The organism is Streptomyces nigra (assembly GCF_003074055.1).
In the GTDB taxonomy this organism is placed as follows: Bacteria; Actinomycetota; Actinomycetes; order Streptomycetales; family Streptomycetaceae; genus Streptomyces; species Streptomyces nigra.
The window spans coordinates 2,857,215-2,881,634 of the sequence record NZ_CP029043.1; the positions used below are offsets into that span (position 1 = coordinate 2,857,215).

24 protein-coding genes are annotated in these 24,420 nt (G+C 72.6%); 5 read left to right on the top strand and 19 right to left on the bottom strand.

Translation table 11 applies throughout. The annotated features are described in order from the left end of the window. Window positions 1–3: 3 nt before the first annotated feature. From DC008_RS13130 to DC008_RS13195, 14 genes are all read right to left on the bottom strand, one after another. Window positions 4–1,596, bottom strand: coding sequence for an acyl-CoA carboxylase subunit beta (locus DC008_RS13130; RefSeq protein WP_208645857.1), 1,593 nt, complete (start codon window positions 1,594–1,596; stop codon window positions 4–6). Then, window positions 1,593–2,459: a 4'-phosphopantetheinyl transferase family protein gene (locus DC008_RS13135; RefSeq protein ID WP_244221353.1), complete on the bottom strand. Its 867-nt coding sequence runs from the start codon at window positions 2,457–2,459 to the stop codon at window positions 1,593–1,595. The genes DC008_RS13130 and DC008_RS13135 overlap by 4 nt, the downstream gene beginning before the upstream one ends. Further along, window positions 2,456–3,760 carry an MFS transporter gene (locus DC008_RS13140; protein WP_108707138.1) on the bottom strand — a complete coding sequence of 435 codons (1,305 nt, stop codon included), beginning with the start codon at window positions 3,758–3,760 and terminating at the stop codon, window positions 2,456–2,458. Before DC008_RS13140 ends, DC008_RS13135 begins: the two co-directional genes overlap by 4 nt. Continuing rightward, complete coding sequence (locus tag DC008_RS13145) at window positions 3,757–4,632, bottom strand: alpha/beta hydrolase (protein ID WP_055624617.1); 876 nt, start codon at window positions 4,630–4,632, stop codon at window positions 3,757–3,759. The genes DC008_RS13140 and DC008_RS13145 overlap by 4 nt, the downstream gene beginning before the upstream one ends. 4 nt (window positions 4,633–4,636) lie before the next feature. Continuing rightward, window positions 4,637–6,133, bottom strand: coding sequence for an FAD-dependent monooxygenase (locus DC008_RS13150; RefSeq protein WP_108707139.1), 1,497 nt, complete (start codon window positions 6,131–6,133; stop codon window positions 4,637–4,639). Between the two features lie 81 nt (window positions 6,134–6,214). Continuing rightward, window positions 6,215–7,696, bottom strand: coding sequence for an FAD-dependent monooxygenase (locus DC008_RS13155; protein ID WP_108707140.1), 1,482 nt, complete (start codon window positions 7,694–7,696; stop codon window positions 6,215–6,217). Window positions 7,697–7,698: 2 nt separating this feature from the next. After that, window positions 7,699–8,649: an aromatase/cyclase gene (locus DC008_RS13160; RefSeq protein WP_108707141.1), complete on the bottom strand. Its 951-nt coding sequence runs from the start codon at window positions 8,647–8,649 to the stop codon at window positions 7,699–7,701. Between the two features lie 31 nt (window positions 8,650–8,680). After that, complete coding sequence (gene fabG / locus DC008_RS13165) at window positions 8,681–9,469, bottom strand: 3-oxoacyl-ACP reductase FabG (RefSeq protein WP_108707142.1); 789 nt, start codon at window positions 9,467–9,469, stop codon at window positions 8,681–8,683. 105 nt (window positions 9,470–9,574) lie between these two features. Next, a complete protein-coding gene (locus tag DC008_RS13170; RefSeq protein WP_108707143.1) occupies window positions 9,575–9,850 on the bottom strand; it encodes an acyl carrier protein in 276 nt (91 codons plus the stop codon). A gap of 43 nt (window positions 9,851–9,893) precedes the next feature. After that, window positions 9,894–11,105: a ketosynthase chain-length factor gene (locus DC008_RS13175; RefSeq protein ID WP_108707144.1), complete on the bottom strand. Its 1,212-nt coding sequence runs from the start codon at window positions 11,103–11,105 to the stop codon at window positions 9,894–9,896. Then, entirely contained in the window at window positions 11,102–12,373 is a 1,272-nt protein-coding gene (locus tag DC008_RS13180; RefSeq protein WP_108707145.1) for a beta-ketoacyl-[acyl-carrier-protein] synthase family protein, read from the bottom strand. The genes DC008_RS13175 and DC008_RS13180 overlap by 4 nt, the downstream gene beginning before the upstream one ends. Further along, complete coding sequence (locus DC008_RS13185; RefSeq protein WP_055624625.1) at window positions 12,370–12,699, bottom strand: TcmI family type II polyketide cyclase; 330 nt, start codon at window positions 12,697–12,699, stop codon at window positions 12,370–12,372. The genes DC008_RS13180 and DC008_RS13185 overlap by 4 nt, the downstream gene beginning before the upstream one ends. 233 nt (window positions 12,700–12,932) lie before the next feature. Next, window positions 12,933–14,705 carry an acetyl/propionyl/methylcrotonyl-CoA carboxylase subunit alpha gene (locus DC008_RS13190; protein WP_108707146.1) on the bottom strand — a complete coding sequence of 591 codons (1,773 nt, stop codon included), beginning with the start codon at window positions 14,703–14,705 and terminating at the stop codon, window positions 12,933–12,935. 383 nt (window positions 14,706–15,088) lie between these two features. Further along, complete coding sequence (locus DC008_RS13195; protein ID WP_234350937.1) at window positions 15,089–15,793, bottom strand: response regulator transcription factor; 705 nt, start codon at window positions 15,791–15,793, stop codon at window positions 15,089–15,091. 599 nt (window positions 15,794–16,392) lie between these two features. Between DC008_RS13195 and DC008_RS13200 the strand changes: the two genes are divergently transcribed. After that, a complete protein-coding gene (locus DC008_RS13200; protein WP_164492304.1) occupies window positions 16,393–17,103 on the top strand; it encodes a ScbR family autoregulator-binding transcription factor in 711 nt (236 codons plus the stop codon). Here DC008_RS13200 and DC008_RS13205 read toward each other — a convergent pair. Together DC008_RS13205 and DC008_RS13210 are read right to left on the bottom strand one after the other, a co-directional pair. Beyond that, the gene (locus DC008_RS13205; protein ID WP_108707148.1) at window positions 17,040–18,068 is read right to left on the bottom strand and encodes an NAD-dependent epimerase/dehydratase family protein; all 1,029 of its coding nucleotides are present in this window, start codon (window positions 18,066–18,068) and stop codon (window positions 17,040–17,042) included. The genes DC008_RS13200 and DC008_RS13205 overlap by 64 nt on opposite strands. Continuing rightward, the gene (locus DC008_RS13210) at window positions 18,065–19,156 is read right to left on the bottom strand and encodes a ScbA/BarX family gamma-butyrolactone biosynthesis protein (RefSeq protein WP_108707149.1); all 1,092 of its coding nucleotides are present in this window, start codon (window positions 19,154–19,156) and stop codon (window positions 18,065–18,067) included. Before DC008_RS13210 ends, DC008_RS13205 begins: the two co-directional genes overlap by 4 nt. A 119-nt stretch (window positions 19,157–19,275) precedes the next feature. Here DC008_RS13210 and DC008_RS13215 point away from each other — a divergent pair, with 119 nt between their 5' ends. Beyond that, on the top strand, window positions 19,276–19,980 hold the full coding sequence (locus DC008_RS13215; RefSeq protein ID WP_055624628.1) for a ScbR family autoregulator-binding transcription factor: 705 nt from the start codon (window positions 19,276–19,278) through the stop codon (window positions 19,978–19,980). Here the strand turns inward: DC008_RS13215 and DC008_RS13220 are convergent. Both DC008_RS13220 and DC008_RS13225 read right to left on the bottom strand, forming a co-directional pair. Continuing rightward, complete coding sequence (locus tag DC008_RS13220; protein WP_108707150.1) at window positions 19,977–20,666, bottom strand: response regulator transcription factor; 690 nt, start codon at window positions 20,664–20,666, stop codon at window positions 19,977–19,979. The two genes, DC008_RS13215 and DC008_RS13220, sit on opposite strands and share 4 nt — an antisense overlap. A 65-nt stretch (window positions 20,667–20,731) precedes the next feature. Next, on the bottom strand, window positions 20,732–21,424 hold the full coding sequence (locus DC008_RS13225; protein ID WP_108707151.1) for an antibiotic biosynthesis monooxygenase family protein: 693 nt from the start codon (window positions 21,422–21,424) through the stop codon (window positions 20,732–20,734). Between the two features lie 227 nt (window positions 21,425–21,651). Here DC008_RS13225 and DC008_RS13230 point away from each other — a divergent pair, with 227 nt between their 5' ends. The 3 genes from DC008_RS13230 to DC008_RS13240 are packed head-to-tail and all read left to right on the top strand — an operon-like array spanning window position 21,652 to window position 23,959. Then, a complete protein-coding gene (locus DC008_RS13230) occupies window positions 21,652–22,095 on the top strand; it encodes a nuclear transport factor 2 family protein (protein ID WP_108707152.1) in 444 nt (147 codons plus the stop codon). After that, a complete protein-coding gene (locus DC008_RS13235) occupies window positions 22,092–23,402 on the top strand; it encodes a cation:proton antiporter (protein ID WP_108710677.1) in 1,311 nt (436 codons plus the stop codon). The genes DC008_RS13230 and DC008_RS13235 overlap by 4 nt, the downstream gene beginning before the upstream one ends. A gap of 14 nt (window positions 23,403–23,416) precedes the next feature. After that, on the top strand, window positions 23,417–23,959 hold the full coding sequence (locus DC008_RS13240) for a flavin reductase family protein (protein ID WP_108707153.1): 543 nt from the start codon (window positions 23,417–23,419) through the stop codon (window positions 23,957–23,959). A 4-nt stretch (window positions 23,960–23,963) separates the two neighbouring features. On the opposite strand, the gene DC008_RS13245 is transcribed toward DC008_RS13240, so the two are convergent. Continuing rightward, window positions 23,964–24,383 (bottom strand): winged helix-turn-helix transcriptional regulator, encoded by a 420-nt coding sequence (locus DC008_RS13245; protein ID WP_079033861.1) that lies wholly within the window; start codon window positions 24,381–24,383, stop codon window positions 23,964–23,966. Between the last annotated feature and the right edge of the window lie 37 nt (window positions 24,384–24,420).

Consider the following 24,420-nt stretch of genomic DNA (forward strand, 5'->3'; position numbering starts at 1 on the left):
TCCTCACTGGGGCGGGTTGCCGTGCTTGCGGGTGGGCAGGGACTCGGACTTGGTGGCGAGCATCGCCAGCGCGCGGCTGAGGGCGAGGCGGGTCTCGCGGGGGTCGATGACGTCGTCGACGAGGCCGCGCTCGGCCGCGTAGTAGGGGTGCACGAGTTCGCCGCGGTACTCCTCGATCTTCTGGCGGCGCATCGCCTCCGGGTCGTCGGCGGCGGCGATCTCGCGGCGGAAGACGACGTTGGCGGCCCCCTCGGCGCCCATGACGGCGATCTCGTTGGTGGGCCAGGCCAGGGCGATGTCGGCGCCGATGGACCGGGAGTCCATGACGATGTAGGCGCCGCCGTACGCCTTGCGCAGGACGACGGAGACGCGGGGCACGGTGGCGTTGCAGTAGGCGTACAGCAGTTTCGCGCCGCGCCGGATGATGCCCTCGTGCTCCTGGTCGACGCCGGGCAGGAAGCCGGGCACGTCGACCAGGGTGACCAGCGGGATGTTGAAGGCGTCGCAGAACTGGACGAACCGGGCGCCCTTCTCGCTGGCTCTGATGTCGAGGACGCCGGCCATGGACGCGGGCTGGTTGGCGACGACGCCGACCACGTGCCCGTCGATCCGGGCGAGGGTGCACACGAGGTTGGTGGCGAACGCGGCGTGCACCTCCAGGTGGTCGCCGTCGTCGACGATCTCCTCGATGACCTTGCGGATGTCGTAGGAGCGGTTGCCGTCGGCGGGGACCAGGTCGAGCAGGGCGTCGCCGGGGCGGTCCGCCGGGTCGCCGGAGGGCTGGGCGGGCGGCAGTTCGCGGTTGTTGGAGGGCAGCAGGGTCAGCAGATAGCGGACCTCCTCCAGGCAGGTGCGCTCGTCGTCGTAGACGAAGTGGGCGACGCCGGAGGTGCCGCCGTGGACGTCGGCGCCGCCGAGGCCGTTCTGGGTGATCTCCTCCCCCGTCACCGCCTTCACGACGTCGGGCCCGGTGATGAACATCTGCGAGATGTCCCGCACCGCGAACACGAAGTCGGTGAGCGCCGGGCTGTACGCGGCGCCGCCCGCGCACGGGCCGAGCATCACGCTGATCTGCGGGATGACGCCGGACGCCTTGGTGTTGCGCCGGAAGATGCCGCCGTATCCGGCGAGGGCGGAGACGCCCTCCTGGATCCGGGCGCCCGCGCCGTCGTTGAGCGACACCAGCGGGGCGCCGGCCGCGATGGCGAGGTCCATCAGCTTGTGGATCTTCTGCGCGTGGGCCTCGCCGAGCGCGCCGCCGAAGATCCGGAAGTCATGGGCGTAGACGAAGACCGTGCGGCCCTCGACGGTGCCCCAGCCGGTGATCACCCCGTCCGTGTACGGCCGTTTGGCCTCCAGTCCGAAGCCCTGGGCGCGGTGCCGGCGCAGGGTCTCCACCTCGGTGAACGAACCGGGGTCCAGGAGCAGTTCGATGCGTTCGCGGGCGGTCAGCTTGCCCTTGGCGTGCTGGCGTTCGGTGGCCCTCGGGTCGGGGCCGGTGCGGGCGAGCTCCTTGATGGCCGCCAGTTCGGTGAACCGGTCCGCCTCGGGGGCGTCGGTGTCGGGCAGCAGCGTCTCGGATTCGACGACGGTCATGATGCCTGGGCCCTTTCCTTCCTGTTCTGGGTGTCGATGAGGTCGTGCGGGCGGACGGACGACGGGTCGTGGGCGCGCAGCACCGTGCGCAGGCCCGGCTCGACGGCGAGGATCCGGTCCACGGCGTCGCGGGCGTGCAGCCAGTCGGCGGGCACCGGGTGCAGGGCGGCCCGCCGGTCGCCGGCGCCGGCCAGCGCGGCGGCGCCGACGTGTCCGTCGCACAGCGGGATGTTGCGTACGGTCCAGCCGGCCGGGCGCCAGGACTCGGCGCCCTCGCCCAGGTAATCGAGGTCGGCGGCGCGGGCGAGTCCGGTGCCGAGGCCCTTCAGATACGCCTCCTTGCGGGACCACAGCCGGGCGAAGGCGGTCGGCCGGCGCTCGGCCGGGACGCGAGTGATCTCCTGCCGTTCGGCCGGGTGCAGCAGGGGCAGACAGGCGTCGACGGTCGCGGGCGTCGGCAGCGCCTGTACGTCGACGCCGACCCGGGTGCGGGCGACGGCGACCAGGGCGAGGCCGTGGCTGTGCGAGAGGGAGAACTCGGGGGCGCCCGGCAGGTCGACGAGGACGGGCCGGCCGTGCCGTTCCCCGCACTCCTCGCACCACTCCCGGCCGATGACCAGGCGCCGGGGCGCGACGCCGGTGTAGACGGACAGCACCCGGCGCAGGCCCACATGGGCGGAGACGTACATCTGCCGGTCGGCGTGCCGGCGGTAGGCGGCGGCGCGCCGGCGCTCCTCCTCGTCGAGTTCGCCGACGGGCGCGTCGCGCGGTGAGGCCGGCGCGGGCAGCAGCCACAGGTGCAGGTCCGACGGGCCCAGGTGCCGGGCACCGCGGGCGGGGTGCGGATCGAGGGGGTGGTTCACGGGCGGCTCCCGGTTCCGGTGGTGGGATGGGGCGTCCGCTCGGTCCCGGTCGTGTCGGCGCGCGGGGCGCGGCGGTCGGCGACGGCCGCCACGAGCGCGGCGGCCACGGAGATCAGTCCCCCCGCCCACAGCGCGGAGCGGGTGCCCAGGTAGTGGGTGACGGCGCCGACGAACAGGGCGCCGAGCGGGGCGCTGCCTTGCAGGATCAGGGTGTAGAGGGCCATGACGCGGCCCCGGTGGGCGGCGTCGCTGCCGAGCTGGACGCGGTGGTTGGCGGCCTGCGCGAAGTACAGGGACGCGAAGCCGGTCGGGACGAGCAGGAGCAGGGCGACGGTCAGGTTCGGCGCCCAGCCGGTGGCCGCGGCCAGCGCGCCGAACGCGCAGGCCCAGCCGATGACCAGGCGGGCCGGGGGCCGGCCCCGGCGCAGGGTGCTGGTGAAGGCGGCCAGCAGGGAGCCGGCCGCGAGCGCGGCGGTGAGCAGGCCGAACGCGGCGGCGTCGGTGTGGAAGACGGTCCGGGCCATGAGCGGAAGCGTCAGTTGCAGATTGAGGCCGAACAGCGAGACGGCGGCGAGCAGGGACAGGGTGGCCACCAGGTCGGGCCGGGACCGCAGATGGGCCAGCCCCTCCACGACCCGGGTGTCGTGGACGGCGGGGCGCGGCGGCCGGTGCAGTTCGCCGGGCCGCATGGCGCGCAGCCCGGCGACGGTCGCCGCGTAGCTCGCCGCGTTGAGGAGCATCACGGTGCCGGTGCCGGCGGCCTCGATCAGCAGCCCGGCGAGCGAGGGGCCCACGACACGCGCGATGTTGAAGTAGGCGCCGCTGAGCGCGGAGGCGTTGGGCACCAGCTCCGGTCCGACGAGCTCGGCGATGAAGGACAGCCGGGCAGGCACCTCGACGGCGTTGGCGACGCCGAGGGCCAGCGCGAACGCGTACACGTGCCACAGCCGGGCGGCGCCGCCGGTGACGAGCAGGCCGAGCAGCAGCGCGAGCAGCCCGGAGGCGATGTTGGCCCCGGTCAGCAGGGCCCGCTTGTCGTACCGGTCGGCGATCCGGCCGCCGTACAGGGTGAGCAGCAGCATCGGGGTGAACTGGAGCGCGGTGACGGTCGCGAGGGCGGTGCCGGAGTCGCCGGTGAGGTCGAGGACGAGCCAGTCCTGGGCGACGACCATCATCCAGGTGCCGGTGACGGAGGCGATCTGCCCGCCGGCGAAGAGCCGGAAGTTGCGTACGCCGAGCGACCGCGTCCCCGCGGCCAGCAGTCCCCGCGGCCCCCGTTTCCCGGCGTGGGACCCGGTCATGGACCGTCCCGCTCGGGCAGGCACTCCTCGAAGAAGGCGAGCGCGCGCAGATGGTAGGCGCGGGCCGTGCGGCCCAGGCTGATGTTGTGCCCGGCGTCGGGCTGCCGGTCGACGACCACGCGCGGGGCGGAGCTGAGCCGGGCGCGCAGGTCGTCGAGGGCGTCGGCGTCGTGCCGCCACCACAGTTCGTGCTCGGCGAACGTCAGCCGTACGGGGACGCGGACGCGCGGGGCGAGCGCGTCGAAGACGTCGGGCCAGGCGGACGCGGCCCGCAGTTCCCGCTCGGGCACCGGACGGACGAAGTCGGCGCTGTGCCGGAACGTGGCCGGCGGGTACAGGGCGAGCCGGCCCCAGTTGTGCTTCCAGCGGGCCCGGTCGGTGCTGGTGAGCAGTTCCTCGGAGCGGGGGGCGTAGCGGTGCCCGCAGCCGGAGACGTCCAGGCCGAGCAGTCCGGGCGGCGGGGTCTCGGCGGCCAGGGTGAGGGCGAGTTTGCCGCCGAAGGAGTGCGCGAGCAGGAAGGTGCCGACGCCGGTGTCGTACCCGGCGCGGAAGTCGTCGAGCGCGGCCCGCAGGACGCGGGCCTGCCCGGCGAGGTCCAGGCCCTCGGGGAGCCCGGCGGCGGAGTCGCCGTAGCCGGGCCGGTCGACGGCGAGGACCTGGAAGCCCAGATGCGCCCCGAGCGCGCACAGGGAGGCGTCGGGCTGGGCCCCGCCGTCGAAGTACCCCGCGCTCATCCCGGCCCCGTGCAGCGCGACGACGGTGGCACGCGGTGGCGTGTCCGGGGCGCTCAGCAGGGCGGACAGGGTGTGCCCGGCGGCGTTCAGGGTGATCCGCCGTACGCGGGGGCCGACGGACAGGGACGCGGTGGTCATGGCGTTACGCCACCTCCGGGCTGCCGAACCAGTGGTGCAGGGACTGGACGAGACGGTCGATGCCGACGGCCACGTCGTCCCGCGCGCTGTCGCCGCCGGCCGCCCAGGCCACGTGGCCGTCGGGGCGGACGAGGAGGGCGGTGGCCCCGGCGAAGGCGTCGGGGTCCTCGGAGCGGGCGGTGACCACGGTGACGGTGTCGGGCCAGCGGGCCGCGGTCTCGCGCGGGGCGGGGTCGCCGGCCAGGTCGAGCAGGACGCCGCGGGCCGGGTGGAGCAGGTCGGCGGTGCCGGTGCGGGTGCCGTCGGGCAGCTCCAGCGGGCGCGGGGGGAGGCGGCGGCCGAGCAGGGGGTGGGTGCCGGGGCCGAGGTCGTAGGTGATGTCGAGGTGGCTGACGATCCCGGCGAGGCGGCGGCGGACCTCCTCCAGCTCCATCAGCTCGCCGAAGACGGCTCGGGCGGGGTCGGCCTCGGGGCCGCCGAGGAAGATCATGCCCTGGGCGCGGGTGTTCATCAGCAGGCGGGCGCCGACCGGGTGCCGTTCGTCGTGGTAGGTGTCGAGCAGCGCCTCGGGGGCCCGGCCGCGGGCCACCGCGGCCAGCTTCCAGCCCAGGTTGACGGCGTCCTGCACACCTGTGCTGAGCCCCTGGCCGCCGGCCGGGAGATGGACGTGCGCGGCGTCCCCGGCGAGCAGGACACGGCCCTTGCGGTAGGCGGAGACCTGCCGGGTGGCGTCCGTGAAGGAGCTGACCCAGTCGGCGCCGCCGCCCGCGAGGGACTCGCCGGTGATGCGCTCCCAGGCGGCGGCGACCTCGTCGAACTCGACGGCCTGCGGGCGGTCCCCGGCGGGGGTGCCGTGCTCGCAGACGATGATGCGGTCGACGCCGGGCGCGAGCGGGGCGGCCATCACCATGCCGTGTTCCAGCCGCTCGCCCAGGAAGCGGGGGCGGATGGCGCAGCCGGTGACGTCGGCCAGATACATCCGGCGGGTGGCGGGCAGCCCGGGGAAGTCGAAGCCGGCCGCCCGGCGTACGACGCTCTGGCCGCCGTCGCAGCCGACCAGATAGGCGGCGCGCAGCCGCTGTTCGCCGTCGGGGGTCGCCGCGACGATCTCGACGCCGTGGCCGTCCTCGGACAGCTTGGTCAGCTCCCAGCCGCGGCGGACGTCGGCGCCCAGCTCACCGGCCCACTCCTCCAGGACGGCCTCCGTCTGCGACTGCGGGACGCCCCGCGCGCCGAAGTGGGCGTCCTCCAGGACGGTGTAGTCGAACTGGATGCCGCCGAAGTGGCCCATCGGGCTCTTCTCCAGCGTTCCGAAGCGCGGGAGCAGGCCCCGCTGGTCGAACACCTCCATGGCGCGGGCGGTGAAGCCGAGTCCGCGGGACTGCCCGGTCGGCTCGGCCAGCTTCTCCACGACCACGACCCGGGCTCCGCCCAGCCGCAGTTCTCCGGCCAGCATGAGGCCGGTCGGCCCCGCACCGACGACGATCACATCCGTGTCCACAGTGCTTCCCTCTCTGCACGCCCGAATCGATAGGAACATGTACGACTTGCCATGACTTGCGGTGTTCGGCCTCGCGTGGGATCACAGCCCGGGGTCAGGCCGTCCGAACCAGTGCCGGATCGCCGCCGTGGCCGCCCACGGGTCCGCGCCGGCCCAGGCGACATGGCCGTCCGGGCGGACCAGCAGCCCCTCGGCGCCGTGCAGCGGCGCGTCCACGCCGGCCCGTACGGCCACCGGGGTGACGCGGTCGGCCCAGATCTTGCCGAGCCAGCGCAGCTCCGCCCGGGCCGAGTCGGCGACCAGCAGCAGCCCGCGCCCGTCCCGCAGCGCCTCGGCGACCCCGACCGGGCCGTCCGGTGCGGGGAGCGTGCCGAGCGGCAGCCGGGCGCCGAGCAGCGGATGGGTGCCGCCGCCCACCGGGTGGCGGATGTCGAGCCCGGTGATCATCGCGGCGAGGTGGTCCCGGGTGGGGCCCGCCTCGATGAGTTCGGCGAGCAGGGCGCGGGCCGGTTCCACCTCGGGCCCGCCGAGCAGCAGCAGCGCCTGGGCACGGATGTTGGCGAGCACCCGGCGTCCGACGGCGTGCCGCTCGTCGTGGTAGGTGTCGAGCAGCGCCTCGGGGGCCCGGCCGCGGGCCACGGCGGCGAGCTTCCAGCCGAGGTTGGCGGCGTCCTGCAGACCGAGGTTGAGCGCCTGGCCGCCGCTGGGCATCTGCCGGTGGGCGGCGTCCCCGGCGAACAGCACCCGGCCGTGCCGGTACTGCTCCAGCTGCTGGTTGGCGTCGCCGAACGCGTTGAGCCACACCGGGCGCCCGGCGCCCAGGTCCTCGCCGGTCACGTGCCGCCAGACGTCGACGACCTCGGTGAACGCGGGCGGTCCGGTGCGCGGCCGGGCGGGCCGGCCGAAGGCGTGCACCATCACCCGGGTGGTGCCGCCGGGCATCTTGGCGGCGATCGCCAGCCCGTGCTCCCGGCGTTCGAAGCGCCGGTTCGGGATGTCGACGCCGGCGATGTCGGCCCGCAGCAGCTCACGGCCCGCCGGGGAGCCCGGGAAGGCCGCCCCGGTCAGGGCGCGCACGGTGCTGTCCTCGCCGTCGCAGGCGACTACGTACGCCGCCCGCAGCCGCCGTTCGCCGTCCGGGGCCGCCACCGTCAGCTCCACGTGCGCGTCCGACTGGTCGAGTCCGCGGACCTCCCAGCCGCGCCGGACGTCGGCGCCGAGGGCGCGGGCCCAGTCCTGGAGCAGCTCCTCGGTCCGGGTCTGCGGCACCTTCCACTGCCCCGAGTACGGCCCGGGCACGGTCAGGTCCATGGGGACGCCGCCGAAGTGGCCGCGCGGCTCCCGTGGCGGATCGCCGAGCGCGTCCAGCAGGCCCCGGCAGTCGAACAGCTCGGCCGTACGGGCGTGCAGGGTGGAGGCGCGGGACTCCGTGGTGGGGCTGCGCAGCCGTTCCAGGACGACGACGTCGGCGCCGCCCAGGCGGAGCTCCCCGGCGAGGAACAGGCCGACCGGGCCCGCCCCCACCACGACGACCCGGCTGCCCGGGGAGGTGTCGGTGGCCATGGTCAGCGGCTCTTCTCCGCGTGGTCCCGGGCGTGACCCAGCGTGGCCCGGCTGTTGGTGCTCAGCGCGCCCTGGACGTACTCGCGGGCGTCCTCCACGGTCGCGTCGGGCCCGAGGATCCGCTGGATGTTGTCCGGGTTGAGCACGACCGTGTGCTGGGAGGTCGCGGCGACCCCGCGCGGGTACTCCTCGAACGTCCACAGGCCGGTGTGCAGGGTCATCAGGGCCGGCAGGGTCACCTGCTTGTAGGCGATCGCGCGGTGCGGGAACGTCACCCGGTACGACTTGGTGGTGTGCGTCGAGCCGTCCTTGGCCCGGGTGTCCATCTCCAGCACCTGGAGGCCGGGCGCGGGCTCCTCGAAGCGGACGCGGGCCACGTGCGGCAGCCGGTCGACCCAGCGGTCGGCCTGGTCGATGAAGTCGTAGACGTCCTTGGCCGCGCCCTCGATGAGCACGGTGTCCTCGAAGGAGAACGTCAGCTCGCGGGTGGCGTGGGCCCGTTCGACGTTCTCCTTCAGGGCGGCCAGCTCGGAGCGGGAGTTGCGGTCGACGGCCTCGTCGATCCAGGCCAGGCCCGCCGGGTCGTCGTCGACGGCCCGGTAGTCGTGCAGCAGCCGCACCAGCGACTCGCCGCCGGGCCGCTCCTCGATGACCCAGGCGCCGCCCATCGCGGCGACGGGGGGCGCGGAGACCTCCTGGCGGAAGGTGATGCGGCGGGTCTCCGGGTCCAGGGTGCGGCGCGAGGTCCAGCTCTTGGGGGCGCCGTTGGCGGTCGCCCAGATCCGGATGCGCTCCTCGCGGGCGCCCTTCTCCAGGTGGTCGACGTGGATGGTGGGCGGGAAGATCCGCGGCCAGTTCTCCACCTCCGCGATCAGCCGGTAGACGGCGTCGGCGGGGGCCGAGACGGTGATCTCGTGCGCCACCTCGCGGGTCGTCGCGTTCGTCGTGGTCACGTCCTCGTCCTCCTCTTCTCGTGGTCGGGGGTCAGAAGTTGCCCAGGCCACCGCAGACGTTGATCGCCTGGGAGGTGACGGAGGCGGCGGTGTCGGAGGCGAGGTAGCCGACCATCCCGGCGACCTCCTGCGGGGTGGAGTAGCGGCCGAGCGGGATCTTCGCCTGGAACTTCTCGAGAATCGCGTCCTCGCTGGTGCCGTAGGCGTCGGCGTAGCCCTGGCGGACCCGCTGGGCCATGGGGGTCTCGACATAGCCGGGGCAGACGGCGTTGACGGTGACCCCGGTGGGCGCCAGCTCGTTGCCGAGGGCCTTGGTGAAGCCGACGACGCCGTGCTTGGAGGCGGAGTAGGGGGCGCCGAGGACGACGCCCTGCTTGCCGGCCGTGGAGGCGATGTTGATGATCCGGCCCCAGCCCCGGTCGCGCATGCCGCCGGTGGTGAGGACCTCGCGGGTCATCCGGAAGACGCTGTTGAGGTTGGTGTCGACGACGTCGTCCCACAGCTCGTCCGTGAGGTCGGCGGTGACACCGCCGCCGCTGCGGCCGGCGTTGTTGACGAGGACGTCGACACCGCCGAACCGGTCGACGGCGGCCTGCACGAAGGCGCGGACCGCGTCCCGGGAGCGGACGTCCACGGCGGCGCCGTCGGCCTCGATGCCCTCCTCCTGGAGCTGCTTGACCGTCGCGGCCACGTTGTCGGCGTTGCGGGCCCCGATGAACACCCGGTGCCCGGCGGAGCCCAGCTGCCGGGCGGCCGCCAGTCCGATGCCACTGGTGGCCCCGGTGATCAGTGCGACCCGCTGCGTCTGCTGCTGCGGCATGTCTCTTCCAACTCCTTTGCGTTCATGGCTACGAGGGGTGCGCCGCCGTCGGCCGAAGGGGGCGCCGACGGCGGTGGGTCAGGGGGTGCCGGGTGTCGCGGAGGGTCAGGCGGCGGCCTGCGAACCGCCCTGCAGCTGCCCGTTGACCGCGTCGATCAGGGCGCGCGGCGTGTTGGCCTCGGACAGGACGTCGTCGTCGAGGGTGATGCCGTACTCGCGCTCGATCCGGCCGCCGGTCTCGAGCAGGGCCAGTGACTCGTAGCCGAGGTGCTCGAAGTCCGCGTCGAGGATGTCGCCGTCGAGGTCGACGGTCTCCTCGGCGCCGGCGCCCTCGATGAGGATGCGCTTGAGGTCGTCGAGGGTGAACTGCTGTGTGGACACGTGGGGTTCCTCTCGTTCGTTCGCGTGGGTCGTGGCGGGTCGGTCAGGCGGACGCCCGGACGATCGCCGCCGAGTTGAAGCCGCCGTGGCCGCGGGCCAGGACCAGCGCCGAGCGCGGTCCGGTCTCGCGCGGGCGGTCGGCCACCAGGTCGAGGGTGTGCTCCGGCGCCGGCGTGACGTGCACCGTCGGCGGGATCACCCCGTCCCGCAGGGACAGCAGCGCGGTGGCCAGGTCGAGGGGGGCCGCGCCCGAGTAGAGGCGGCCGGTCATCGTCTTCGGCGCGGTGACGGGGACGCCGTACGGGCCGAAGACCGCGGTGATCGCCTCCGACTCGATCCGGTCGAGCTCGGGGTCGGCGGCGGCGTCGCAGAACACGACGTCGATGTCGTCGGCGTCCATCCGGGCGTCGGCCAGGGCGAGTTCGATCGCCCGGCGCAGTCCCGGCGGGCGTCCGCTGCCCGGCGCCGGGTCGAAGGTGGCGGCGTACCCGGCGACCTCGCCGTAGACCCGGGCGTCGCGGGAGCGCGCCGACTCCTCGGACTCCAGGACGAGCAGCGCGCCGCCCTCGCCGGGGACGTAGCCGTCGGCGGCCGCGTCGAACGGCAGATACGCCTGGGCCGGCTCGTCCCGGGTGGTCAGCCGCTGCGCGGCGAGCTGGGCGACCCAGCCCCACGGGCAGATGGAGGCGTCCACCGCACCGGAGACGACGACGGCCGTGCCCTTGCGGATCTGCCGGCGGGCCTGCGCGACCGCGTCCAGACCGCCGGCCTGGTCGCTGACGACGACGCTGCTGGGGCCCTTCATGCCGTGCCGGATGGAGATCTGGCCGCTGTTGACGGCGTAGAACCAGGCGAACGACTGGTACGCGCTGACGTACTGGCTGCCCCGGCTCCACAGCGCCTGCAGCTCGCCCTGGCCGAACTCGAAGCCGCCGGACGAGCTGGCGGTGACCACGCCCATGCTGGAGTCGGGCAGGTCCTGCGGCCGTATCCCGGCGTCCTCGAGCGCCCAGTCGGCGGCGACCAGCGCGAGGCGGGTCATCCGGTCGGTCTGCGGCAGCAGCCGGCTCGGCAGATGCTCCTCGGCCGCGAAGCCGGGTATCTCCCCGGCCAGCCGTGCCGGGTACTGGGAGGGGTCGAAGCGGGTGATCCGCCCGATGCCGCTCTTCCCGGCGAGGGTCGCCTCCCAGTAGTCCTGGACGCCCAGGCCGTTGGGTGCCGTGACGCCCAGGCCCGTCACCACCACCGCGCTCATGCCATGCTCCTCTCGGGACGGGCGAGCACCATCGCGCTCTGGAAGCCGCCGAACCCGCTGCCGACCGTCAGCACCGCGTCGGTCAGCTGCTCGCGGGCGGTGACCGGGACGTAGTCCAGGTCGCACTCGGGGTCCGGGGTGTGCAGGTTCGCGGTCGGCGGGACCACGTGGTGCTCCATGGCCAGCGCCGACGCGGCGATCTCGATGGAGCCGATCGCGCCGAGCGAGTGGCCCACCATCGACTTGATGGAGCTGACCGGGGTCCGGTAGGCGTGCTCGCCGAGGCTCTTCTTGAACGCGGCCGTCTCGTGCCGGTCGTTCTGCTTGGTGCCGGAGCCGTGCGCGTTGATGTAGTCGATCCGGTCCACGTTCATCCGGGCCTCGTCCAGCGCCACCGTGATGGCCTCCGCCATCTCGGCGCCGTCCGGCCGCAGACCGGTCATGTGGTACGCGTTGCTGCGGGTGGCGTAGCCCGCGATCTCGGCGTAGACGTGCGCCCCGCGGCGCCGGGCGCTCTCCAGCTCCTCCAGGACGAAGACCGCGCAGCCCTCGCCGAGCACGAAGCCGTTGCGGGTGCCGTCGAACGGCCGGGACGCCTGCTCGGGGTCCTCCCGGCGGGGGGTCGTCGCCTTGATGGCGTCGAAGCAGGCCATGGTGATCGGGGAGATCGGCGCGTCCGACGAACCGGCGATCATCACGTCCGCCGAGCCCTCCCGGATCAGCTCGACCGCGTAGCCGACCGAGTCGATGCCGGAGGTGCAGCCCGTGGACACCACGGTGTTGGGGCCCTCCGCGCCGACCGTCCAGGCGACCTCGGCCGAGAAGGAGCTCGGCACGAGGTAGTTGTAGAGGTGCGGTACGGCGTAGGCGTGGTCCACCAGATGCAGCCGTCCGCCGTCGCTGACGACCCGGTACTCCTCGTCGAGGCCCGTGGTGGCGCCGACCGCGCTGCCGATGGTGACGCCCACCCGGTGCGGCTCGTGGGCCGCGAGGTCGATCCCGCTGTCCGCGACCGCGCCGCGTGCCGCGACCACCGCGAACTGGGCGGCCCGGTCCATCCGGCGGACCTCCTGCGGGGTGAGCCCGTGCCGGTCCGGGTCGAAGTCCATCTCCGCCGCGACCTGGGAGCGGAAGGGGCTCGGGTCGAAGAAGGTGATGCCGCGGGTGGCGGTACGGCCCTCGCTCAGCATGTCCCAGAAGCCGTCCTTGCCGACGCCGCCGGGAGCGAGCACCTCGATCCCGGTGATGACGACACGACGACCGCTCATCGGGACGCCTCCCAGGAGTAGAAGCGCTGGGCCATGGCGTCCGCCGGGGACCGCCAGGTGGCCGGGTCGTACGCCTCGATGAAGGGCTTCAGGTCCTCGCTGATACGCACGAAACGCTCGTCGGACTTGGCCTTCTCGATGAGCTCGCCGCCGTTGTCCGCGTCGAAGTCCTGGAGGTGGAAATACAGGCCCCGGTACTGGAAGAGCTGCCGGCGCCGGGTGCCCATGAGATGCGGCATCTCGGTGTCGTCGAACGCGCCGAACAACGAGGCGACATCGGCCGCGGAACCCGGTTCCATCCGGGCCACGATCAAAGTGCTGTGCATGAACTCTCTCCTCGGAAAGGGTGCGTGGGAAACGAAGGGCAGGCGGGCGAAAGGCGCTGCGCTCGCCGGGAATACGCGGGGTGCGTGTTTCCGTCAGTCGATGCCCCGGCAGATGTGCGGCTGTTCGCGCTCGTTCTCGTCGTCCTCGCCGGCCAGGAGCCACGCCGGCGGCTGGGGGTCGGGCGTCTCGCGCCCGTCGTCGTATGTCACGGTTCGCGCCTCCTCGGACGTCCTCAGTCCTTGATCTCGCAGATCGGGGCGCCGGAGGTGAGCGAGGCGCCGACCTCGGCGGTCAGGCCCTTGACCGTGCCCGCCTTGTGGGCGTTCAGCGGCTGCTCCATCTTCATGGCCTCCAGGACGACGACCAGGTCGCCCTCCTCGACCCGCTGGCCCTCCTCCACGGCGACCTTGACGACGGTGCCCTGCATGGGCGAGGCGAGGGTGTCGCCGGAGACCGCGGGACCCGAGCTTCGCGCCGCCCGGCGCTTGGGCCGGGCCCCGGCGGCGAGGCCGGTACGGGCGAGGGCCATCCCGAGGGACGCGGGCAGCGACACCTCCAGGCGCTTGCCGCCCACCTCGACGACGACCGTCTCGCGGCCGCTCTCCTCGTCGGTGTCGGTGTCGGTGGGGGAGGTGAAGGGCTTGATGTCGTTGACGAACTCGGTCTCGATCCAGCGGGTGTGGACCGTGAAGGGGTCTGCGCTGCCGGTGAGTTCGGGGGCGAAGGCCGGGTCCTCGACGACCGCGCGGTGGAAGGGGATGGCGGTGGCCATGCCCTCGACCTTGAACTCCTCCAGGGCGCGGGCGGCGCGCTGGAGGGCCTGTTCGCGGGTGGCGCCGGTGACGATCAGCTTGGCCAGCAGGGAGTCCCAGGCCGGGCCGATCACGCTGCCGGACTCCACGCCCGCGTCCAGGCGCACGCCCGGGCCCGAGGGCGGGGCGAAGGTGGTGACGGTGCCGGGGGCGGGCAGGAAGCCCCGGCCGGGGTCCTCGCCGTTGATACGGAACTCGAAGGAGTGCCCGCGCAGGACCGGGTCGCCGTAGCCGAGGGCCTCGCCGTCGGCGATGCGGAACATCTCGCGGACCAGGTCGATGCCGGCGACCTCCTCGGTGACCGGGTGCTCGACCTGCAGACGGGTGTTGACCTCCAGGAAGGAGATCGTGCCGTCCGCGCCGACGAGGAACTCCACCGTGCCGGCGCCGACGTAGCCGGCCTCCTTCAGGATCGCCTTCGACGACGCGTACAGCTCCTCGATCTGCGCGTCGGACAGGAACGGCGCGGGAGCCTCCTCCACCAGCTTCTGGTGGCGGCGCTGCAGCGAGCAGTCACGCGTGGAGACCACGACCACGTTGCCGTGGGTGTCCGCCAGGCACTGGGTCTCCACGTGGCGGGGCTTGTCGAGGTAGCGCTCGACGAAGCACTCCCCGCGGCCGAACGCGGCGACGGCCTCGCGGACGGCGGAGTCGTAGAGCTCGGGGACCTCTTCGAGGGTGCGGGCGACCTTCAGACCGCGGCCGCCGCCGCCGAACGCCGCCTTGATCGCGATCGGCAGGCCGTGCTCCTCGGCGAACGCGACGACCTCGTCGGCGCCGCTCACCGGGTCGGGGGTGCCGGCGACGAGGGGGGCGCCGGCGCGCTGGGCGATGTGGCGGGCGGCGACCTTGTCGCCGAGGTCGCGGATCGCCTGCGGCGGCGGGCCGATCCAGATCAGACCGGCGTCCAGGACGGCCTGGGCGAAGTCGGCGTTCTCCGACAGGAAGCCGTAGCCCGGGTGGATGGCGTCCGCCCCCGATTCGCGGGCGGCGGTCAGGACCTTGTCGATGTCCAGATAGCTGGTGGCCGGGGTGTCACCGCCCAGGGCGAACGCCTCATCCGCGGCGCGGACATGCAGAGCGTCCCGGTCCGGCTCCGCATAGACGGCCACGCTGGCGATACCGGCATCCCGGCAGGCCCGGGCCACGCGGACAGCGATTTCGCCACGGTTGGCGATGAGCACCTTGCGCACGACGGCCCTCTCCTCGCTCGGCAGGAATTCTGGGATGACCGAGCGCGCCCGGGGTATTTCGACTTCCTGGGCGGCGCCCGAATACCTGTCCATCGTCGGCGCGGGAGAGGGCACTGTTCAACCGTCGCCCATTAAGCCTTCGGACCAGATCGACAGGCCCGCTACCGCTTTGTTGGCGCAGGGCAAGGCGAATGTCAGAAAAGCGTCAGGCAGAGCCGTCGGGGCGTGCGGCGGGCGGGAGTTCACACGCGCCGGAAAATGCGGATGCGCGGAATCCGGAAAAGGTGTCCGGGCAGCGGAAAGGGCGGGCTCCCGTCGTGCGGAGCCCGCCCTTCGTCCGGCCGGCGGGTGGCGTGTGTGTCGCCTCCCGCCGGGTGGTGCCGTCAACCGCTGCCGAAGCGGAAACCGACCCCGCGCACGGTGACGATCCAGTCGCTGCCGCCCAACTTGCCGCGCAGGCTGCTGACATGGGTGTCGACGGTGCGCCGGGACCAGGAACCGCCCCAGACCTGCTGCATGATCCGCTTGCGCGAGATCACGGTCTCCGGGTGGGAGGCCAGCAGATGCAGCAGGTCGAACTCCTTGCGGGTCAGTTCGACGACCCGGCCGTGCAGACTGACCTCGCGAGAGGCGGCGTCGATGCGTAACGGTCCCCGCAGCACGACCTGTTCGGCCTGGATCTGCGGGCGGGAGCGGCGCATGACCGCGTCCATCCGGGCCATCAGCTCCCGGAAGCCGTACGGCTTGACGAGGTAGTCGTCGGCGCCGGCCTGGAGGCCGAGGACGCGGTCCAGTTCCGTGCCCCATCCGGTCACGGCGATGAGCGGTACGTCGCTGAGCGCGCGGATGGAGCGGCACACCTCCAGGCCGTCCACGTCGGGCAGTTCGAGGTCGAGCAGGACGATGTCCGAGAGTTGGTACGACTGCAGGGCCGCGTTCCCCGTGGCGACCCCTTCGACATGGTGACCGTGCCGCCGGAGTCCGGCGGCCAGCGCCTCCCTGTCGCCGGTGTTGTTCTCGACGACCAGGACCCGCCAATTGGTCGTGGACTTGCGGATCTGGGCCGGGACGGGCTGTCGGATCTCCAGAGTGCTGCTCGTGGCGCGTTGACTCACTGCTCTCCCCCTGAACACGTAGTTCCCGCTCGAGCACTTCGCTGGACGAGCCTAAAAACGTACCTCTCGGTTTGTCAAAAAAAGACTAGGTAAACTTACTATCTGTCACAACGAATGCGGCTTTCGCCGGAGTTGGCGCGACATGAAGGATCAATTCCGCTGCGCAGCGTCATCGCCTTAGTGATCTTCACTTCGCTTCGCGAGTAAATTTCGACCGTGAACCAAGAGTGAACAGCCACTGACGGCGGCTGCGGTTTGTTCTTGCGGCTCCTGACCGCCGGCGCAGGAGCGCAGGTAGAGGCGGAAGGCGGTGATGCCGCACGTGTTCCGCTCCATCGAACGCGGTGGTATACCGTCCAGAACGTTCTCGGTCGGCTGATTCCCTGCTTCCACTTCGCCCTCACCCTGGTCCTGAGGTGGGAAAGTGTGATCTTCTGGGCAGTACTGACGGAGTGTCGACAACGTTGAGGGCCGCCGACCACATCGACGCTCCCCTGGGGTGGGCACTCGCGCCTCGCTAAACAGACCTTCAAGTCCGTTTCGGGACGGGCGGGATGAGAGGATGCACGCAGGTGGGACTACAACAGGAGAGGGCGATCCGCACCCGGCGGCTGATGCTCAAGTCGGCGGCCGAGGTCTTCGACCGTGAGGACTACGCCTCGGCCAGACTCTCCGACATCAGCGCGCGGGCCAACATGAGCACCGGCGCGCTGCACTTCCACTTCGCGAACAAGGAGGAGCTGGCACAGGCCGTCGTGAGCGAGGCCCGCGGCACCCTCTGGCTCGCGGCCCGCAGCGCGTACGAGCGCACCCCCGAGCCGCTCCAGGCGCTCACCGACGTCTCCCACACACTCAGCCAGCTGCTGTCCTGGGACGTCGTGTCGCGGGCCGGGCTGCGGCTGGACAACGACCGGTCCCGGCGCGGGCGGGAGCGGTTCCTGCACGGCTGGCACGCGGCCGTACGGCGGCTGCTCGAACGGGCGCAGCAGGACGGCAGCCTGGCGAAGCAGGTCCACCTCCAGGCGGTGACCTGCGCGATCGTCGCCGCGACGACGGGGATAGGGGTGCTGATCAAGGGGGGTGAGGTGGAGCGGACGCGGCTCGCCTTCACCGGGTTCTGGCAGGGCTTCCTGCCGGGGCTCGCCGTACCTGAGCTGCTCGGCCGGCTGAACCCCGGCGGGACCGACGAGGTGGTGGAGTACGCGGTGGCCGCCTCCCGCTACCTGCCCTTCGCCCCGGACGAGACCGTGGGCCCGGAGCGGACGGCTTCCGGCGTGGGCTGAGCCCGGCCGGGCCCCCGCTCCGGGGCGGGCTCCGTATTCCGGTACCGGTCCGCGTACCGGTCGAGGCCCTCGGCGAACTCCGGCCCGGGGGAACAGCCGAGGACGTCCCAGACCGGCGTGCCGTCGAACCAGTGGTCCACGGCGAGCAGGTCGAGATGGTGCCGGGCCACCGGATGCCCGCGCAGCCGGGCGCGTGCCTCGTCGAGGGGCAGCGTGGGGAGGGCCCCCGGAATTAGACCGTACGTTTCGGCGACCGCGGCGATCAGCTCCTCGCCCCGTACCGGCCGGGGATGGGCGACGAACCGGACACCGCCCACACGTTCCAACGGGGTGAGCGCGGCCGAAAGCAGTGCCCTCCCCAGGGCCGCGGCGTCGACCGCCGACTGCCGTCCGAGCGGCCCTTCGGGCAGGGCGCCGAGCGTCCGCAGCAGCGTCAGCACACCGGGCACCACCCAGCGGTCGCCCGCGCCGTACACGAGGTGGGGCCGCAGGACCGTGCCGCCCGCCGCGCGCACATGGGCCTCGGCCGCCGCCCGCGTCCGGCTGGTGTCCGACCCGGGCGCGACCGGGAGCCCGTCCGGCCGGGCCCGGCGGAAGGGCCCTCGGCCGTGCACCGCCGCAGTGCTCAGACACACGAACCGGCCGACGCCGGCCCGCCGTGCCTCCTCGACCAGGGCCCGGGTGCCGAGGTCGTTGGTGCGCCGCAGCGCCTCGGGGTCGCCGCCGACGCGGGACGCGCAGTGCACGACGGCGTCGACGCCGTCGCAGACACCCGTGAGCGAGGCGGGTTCGGTGAGGTCGCCGCGTACGTACGTGACCGGGAGGCCGGCCGCCGGGCCGGGGCCGGGCGGTGGGACCGTGCGGACCAGCAGCCGCAGCCGTACGCCCCCCGCGGCGCCGGCCGCGGCGACCACATGGCCGCCGACGAACCCACCGGACCCGGTCACCAGAAGGTGCCGGGTCACCCGTCGTCCCGTACGGCGGCGGAGAGCGTCGCGGTGAACACGGGCTCCTCCCGCTGCAGGCCCCGCACCCGGACCACCGCGCCGAGCTCGGGGTCGGTCTCGTGGCCGGCCAGGATCCAGCAGGGGTCGGCCAGTTCGCAGTACTTGTGGAAGGCGACCCGCATCGAGGCCGGGTGGAAGTCGTGCCCGGGGGTCAGCGCGGTGGCCGCCTGCCGGGCGGCCTCCAGCAGCACCATGCCGGGGACGTGGTCGTTGGGGCGGGCGAAGAGCGTCGGGTGCGCGACGTTCAGCCGCAGCCGCCAGCCGGGGCGGTGCTTGGAAGGCGCGAGGACGACGTCGGCGGGGTCGGTGCGGCCGGTCTCGTGGGCGGGGACGGCGGGCAGCAGCGGCACCGAGCGGCCGTCGGCGCCCATGCTCGCGCCGCGCAGCCTGCGGTAGACCCGGGCGGAGGTGCAGTACAGGACGCCCATGCTGGTGGCGAGCACCCGGCCGAGCCGCTGGAAGCGCAGGTCGACCCGCATCCCGACCAGGCGTCCGGCGCGCAGCTGGACGTCGGAGCACTCGACGACCACGTCGATCGGGCCGGACGCGGCGAGCACGGTGAACTCGGGGGTCAGCAGACGATAGCCGAGCTCCTGCATCACGAACTGGTCGCCGACGGGGACGCCGTACTCGGCGTGCGCCAGCATCATCGTGGCCTGCCGGGTGGTCTCGGCGACCAGCATCGGGTCCTGCCGTCCGCCGGGCAGCGGCGCGAAGAAGCGGTGCGCGGCGGGCCAGTCGACGCTGACGAGATAGCGGTGCTCGGACAGCCGCAGCCAGTCGACCGGGAAGCGGTCGGCGGGGTCGAGGCGGTGGCAGAACTCCCCGGTGGCCCGTCCATCGGCAATCAGAACCGGGGAGTCGGTCTGGTATGCGAGGCGAACGAGGGTCTGTTCGGAGCGGTTCGCCGGGGTGGGCTCGGCGTGCGGGCGGCCCGGACGGGCCGTCGAGGCCACCGAGGCGGTGTCGGATCGTTCCTGCGCCGGGTTCAGATGCGGACGGGACCCGACGAACCTGTCGACTACGGATATAGCGGGATCAGCCATGGAGTGCCCCCTGAGTCGAGTGATGCGGGAATAGTTCCCCTCTCGACAAAAGACTGGCAGTCCGGTTCTCTTTGCGGGGGAACCTGACCAAGCTCTGACATAGAAACAGGCACGGGGGCATGGCACGTCAAGCGCGAGCGATCCAGACCCGCACGTCGATCCTGCTGGCCGCGGCGGAGGTGTTCGACGAGCGCGGCTACAGCACGGCGACCATCACGGAGATCATCGCGCGGGCCGGCGTGACGAAGGGGGCGCTGTACTTCCACTTCTCGTCCAAGGAGGACCTGGCCCTCGGGGTGATAGCGGCGCAGCTGGAGCTGGGGCCGCTGCCCGCGCAGCGCACGAAGCTGCAGGAACTCACCGACCAGGGGCTGCTGTTCGCCCATCAGCTGCAGCACGATCCGCTCACCCGGGCCAGTGTCGGGCTCGCCATGGACCAGTGGAGCGAGAGCGGGGAGAACGGGGAGGGCGGCAACCCGTTCCACGGCCGCCCGTTCCAGGAGTGGGCGGACCGGCTGACCGAGCTGCTCGTCGAGGCGCGCAAGCGCGGTGAGCTGCTGCCGCACGTGGATCCGGCGGAGACGGCGGAGCTGCTGTCCGGGGCCTTCACCGGCATCCAGTGGACGTCGCAGGTGCTGTGCCAGCGCCGGGATCTGACGCGCCGGGTCATCGCGATGTTCCGGCATCTGCTGCCGAGCGTGGCGATGCCGCAGATCCTGCCGACGCTGGAGCTCACCCCGGAGCGGGCCGTCGCCCTCCTCGCCTCGCGCGACGCCGCGCTGGAGGCGGAGGAGGCCGAGGACGGCGAGGGCGACGCCGCCTAAGGGCTGTCCGACAGGGCCTGGCGGCCGGTGCGGGCGGCGTCCTCCAGCCGGTAGCCGACGCCGCGCACCGTGGTGATCCAGCCCTCGCCGAGCTTGGCGCGCAACGCGCTGACATGGGTGTCCACGGTCCGGGTGGAGATGGCCCACTCGTCCGCCCAGACCCCTGCGATCAGATTCCGGCGGGAGACCACGGTCTCCGGCGCGGAGGCGAGCAGCAGCAGGATGTCGAACTCCTTGCGGGTCAGCTCCAGCGGCCGCTCCCCCAGCCAGGCCTCGCGGGTGCCGGGGTCCAGCCGCAGCGCCCCGAAGGACACCCCGGCAGGTCCGCCGCCGGTGACGACGCGGCGGGTGACGGCGTCCATCCGGGCGGCCAGTTCCCGGAAGCCGTAGGGCTTGACGAGGCAGTCGTCGGCGCCGGAGCGCAGGCTGAGCACCCGGTCCAGCTCGGAGTCCCGGCCGGTGAAGGTGATCAGCGGTGTGCTGCCGCGCGCCCTGATCTCGGCGCACACCTGCAGACCGTCGAGGTCCGGCAGGTCGAGGTCGAGCAGGACGACCTCGGCCTGCTCCCACGCCCGCAGTCCCGCCCGGCCGGTGCGGGCCCGCCGGACCTGGTGCCCGTTGCGCACCAGGCGGCAGACCAGGGGTTCGGCGGACCCGTCGTCCGGGTCGATCACGAGTACACGCATCTGGACTCCACCGGGGGCCCGTCACGCCCGGGCGGGTCGCCCCGCCCGGCCGGCACCCCCTGCCCTCACTCGCCGGCCGACCGGGTGTGCACCACGCGGTAGGTGTTGGAGTCGCGCCAGGTGGCCAGCGCGTCCACCGCGGCGTCGACCTTCTGCCGCTCCGCCGAGCGCTGAGCGGCCGGCTGCTCGCGGAAGGCGTCGTACGCCTCCTTGCTGTCCCACTGCGAGTAGACGACGACCCACCTGCCCTCGATGTTGCGGCCGCGCAGTCCGCGCAGCACGGTGTGGCTGCGGTACCCGGGGACCTTCTGCAGCCAGTCCTGGGACGCGCCGAGCGTCTCGACCAGGTCGTCCTGGTGCTTCTCGGTGACGCCGTACAGGTCGATGACCGTGTAGTCGTCGCGGTCCGGGGAGATCTCGGTCTCGCCGGCGCCGGGCTTCTGCTGGGTGAAGACCACCTCGTTCTGCAGCAGCCGGATGGCGGTGGTGATCTCGCCGAACAGCGGGAGCGTGCGGTGCTTGAACTCCTCGCCGGCGTACCGGGCCTCGAGGTCCTCGGTGGAGCGCCACTGGATGAAGTTGGCGGTGCCGAACTTGGTCTGGCCGCTGTGCACGGTGCTGGAGCGCCAGCCCTCGTAGGCGGCGGAGTCGACGATTTCCCGCATCGCGGCGAGCAGGCTGTCCTGCTTCTCCGCGGAGTCGGTGGAGAACAGGTTGAGGACGGTCAGGTTCTTACCATCGGCGGCGATCTTCGGCATTCTCTCTTCTCTTCCGGTCGGCAGTGGGTGAAAGGAAGCGGAACTCGAATGGTGATCGGTGCTTCCCGATCAGCATGACAAGGCGTCATCTCCCCGTGAAGGGCGTGCTGTTCAGGACTCCGCGCGGTTTGTCAGGTCTTTCCCAGCAGGGTCAGATCTTCTGCGGCTACGTCAGGTCTTCGACAAGTGCTTTGGGTGCCCGCCGGCCCTCGCGCGATGCTCGGGTGATGAATTCCGTCACTGCGAAAGCCGAAATCGGCGGGCTGCTCGACCGATATCTCATAGGTCTCGACGACGAAAAGCTCGACGACGACTGGGCGCGCGCGCTGTTCACCGACGACGCCCGTGTGGAGTTCCCGATGGCCCGGCACGAGGGCGTCGGCGGACTGGCCGACTGGCACCGCCGTGCGCTGGACGCCTTCGCCGGCACCCAGCACCTCAACTCGCCGGCGGTCGTGGACCTCACCGGCGACGAGCGGGCGGTGCTGCGGGCCAACCTGGTCTCGACGCACGTGCACCACCCGGACACCCCCGGCGATCCGCTGTTCGTCTCCGGCACGCTGGTGCGGGGCGCCGCCCGGCGCACCGGCGCTGGCTGGCGGCTGACGGAGCTGTCGTTCCATCTGGTGTGGTCGACGGGCAGTCCGCCCCGTCCGGCGGGCGCCCGATGAGGGCCCTGGCGGCCGGTGCGCAGGAGGACCAGATCGCCGCGATGCTGCTGGGCATCGGGGTGATCCTGCTGGTCGGGGCCGGTCTGGGCGCGCTCGCCCGCAAGGTGGGCCAGCCGAAGGTGATCGGGGAGATCACGGCCGGCATCGTGCTCGGCCCGAGCCTGCTGGGCCTCTTCCCCGGCAACCTCACGGAGCGGCTTTTCCCGTCCGACGTACGGCCGTTGCTGTCGGCGGTGTCGCAGGTCGGCCTGGTGCTGTTCATGTTCGTGGTGGGCTGGGAGTTCGAACGACGGCTGATCCGGCCGCACGCTCGGCTCGCGGCCGGCGTCTCGCTGTCGTCGATCGTGCTGGCCTTCGGGCTCGGGGTGGCCGCGGCCGTCGTGCTGTACCCGCACCACGACACGGTGGCCGGCAAACACATCTCGTTCCTGGCGTTCGCCACCTTCATGGGCACCGCGATGTCCGTCACCGCGTTCCCCGTGCTGGCCCGGATCCTGGCCGAGAACAAGCTGATGGACACCCGGGTGGGCGCCCTGTCGCTGGCGAGCGCCGCGATCGACGACGTCCTCGCCTGGTGTCTGCTGGCCTATGTCTCGGCGCTGGTCAGCTCGGACGGCGACTACGCGGACCTGGCCCGGATCGGCGCGCTGAGCGTGGTGTACGTGGCGGTGATGCTCGTCGTCGTACGGCCGCTGATCTCGCGGCTGGTGTGGCGGTGGGCGGCCATGGAGCGCTGGCCGGCGCTGCTCGCGGTGCTGTGCGCGGGCGTGTTCGCCTCGTCGTGGCTGACGTCGTGGATCGGCATCCACCAGATCTTCGGCGCGTTCCTGTTCGGCTTCGTGATGCCGCGCGAGCCCCGGCGGGTCCTCGCGGCGCATCTGCGCCGGCCGCTGGACGACGTCAGCGTGATCCTGCTGCCGGTCTTCTTCATCGTCACCGGACTCGGTGTCGACCTCGGCGCGCTGACGGCGGCCGACTGCCTGGCGCTGGCCCTGGTCGTCGCCGTGGCCTGCGCGGGCAAGCTGCTGGGCGCGATCGCCCCGGCCCGGCTGTCCGGGCTGTCCTGGCGTGAGGCGAAGGACCTGGGCGTGCTGATGAACACCCGGGGCCTGACCGAACTCATCATCCTCAACGCCGCCGTGAGCCTCGGTGTGCTCGACGGGCGGATGTTCACCATGCTGGTGATCATGGCCCTCGTGACGACGGCGATGGCGGCCCCGCTGCTGTCCCGGCGCGAGCACCTCACGGCCGGCGCCCTCCCCACCACCCGCACACCCGTCGCGGACGCGACCGCGCCGCGCACCTGACGAGGGGGTTTCCCGTGATACCCGTCCAGTCGTTGTCCCCGCACGACCGGCAGCCGCGGCCACCGGTCGACGGCCGCGCGCTGCGCTCGGTGTGCGGCAGTTTCGCCACCGGCGTCACCGTGATCACCACCGGCGGACCGGAGGACGGCGCCGCGACCACGGTGAACTCGTTCACGTCCGTGTCGCTGGAGCCGCCGCTGGTGCTGTTCTGCCTGCACCGGCAGTCCCGGCTGCGACCGGTGCTCCAGCGCTCCCGGGGCTTCGTGGTGAACTTCCTGACCCACAGTCAGGAGGGGCTCGCGTGGAAGTTCGCGGGCCGTGAGTCGGCGCGGCTGGCGGAGGTCCCGCACCACCGCTCGGCCGGTGGGCTGCCGGTCCTCACCGAGGCGCTGGCGTTCCTGGAGTGCCGTCTCGCCGAGGAGTACGACGGCGGCGACCACGCCATCCTGGTCGGCGAGGTCACCGCGCTCGGCACGTCCGAGGAGGAGGCCGATCCGCTCGTCTTCTACAAGGGCGCGATGCGCGTGCTCAACACCACGGCCCAGGCGCGGGGTTGAGCCGTCAGCGGGCCACCCCGGCCGGCAGGTCGGCCTCGTCGTACTCCCGCCTGGCCCGCTCGACCTTGCGCAGGTTCTCCGCGGACCAGTCGGCGAGATGGGCGAAGATCGGCGCCAGGCTGCGGCCGAGCTCGCTGATCTCGTACTCGACCCGGGGCGGCACCTCCGGGTGGTACGTGCGCACCACCAGGCCGTCGCGCTCCATCTGGCGCAGCCGCTGGGTGAGCACCTTCGGCGTGATGGTGCGGATGTTGCGCTGCAGCTCGACGAAGCGCTGCCGGCCGAACTCGTTCAGCGTCCACAGGATCGGTGTCGTCCAGCGGCTGAAGACGATGTCGACCACCGGGGAGACCGGACACGCCAGCTCCGAGTCGACCCCTGCGCCGTGCTTCGCGGCGCCGCCCATGGTGCCCGTGCCGTCCATGCGGATCCTCCCAGGAAGCCACTTTCCTCTAGGTACC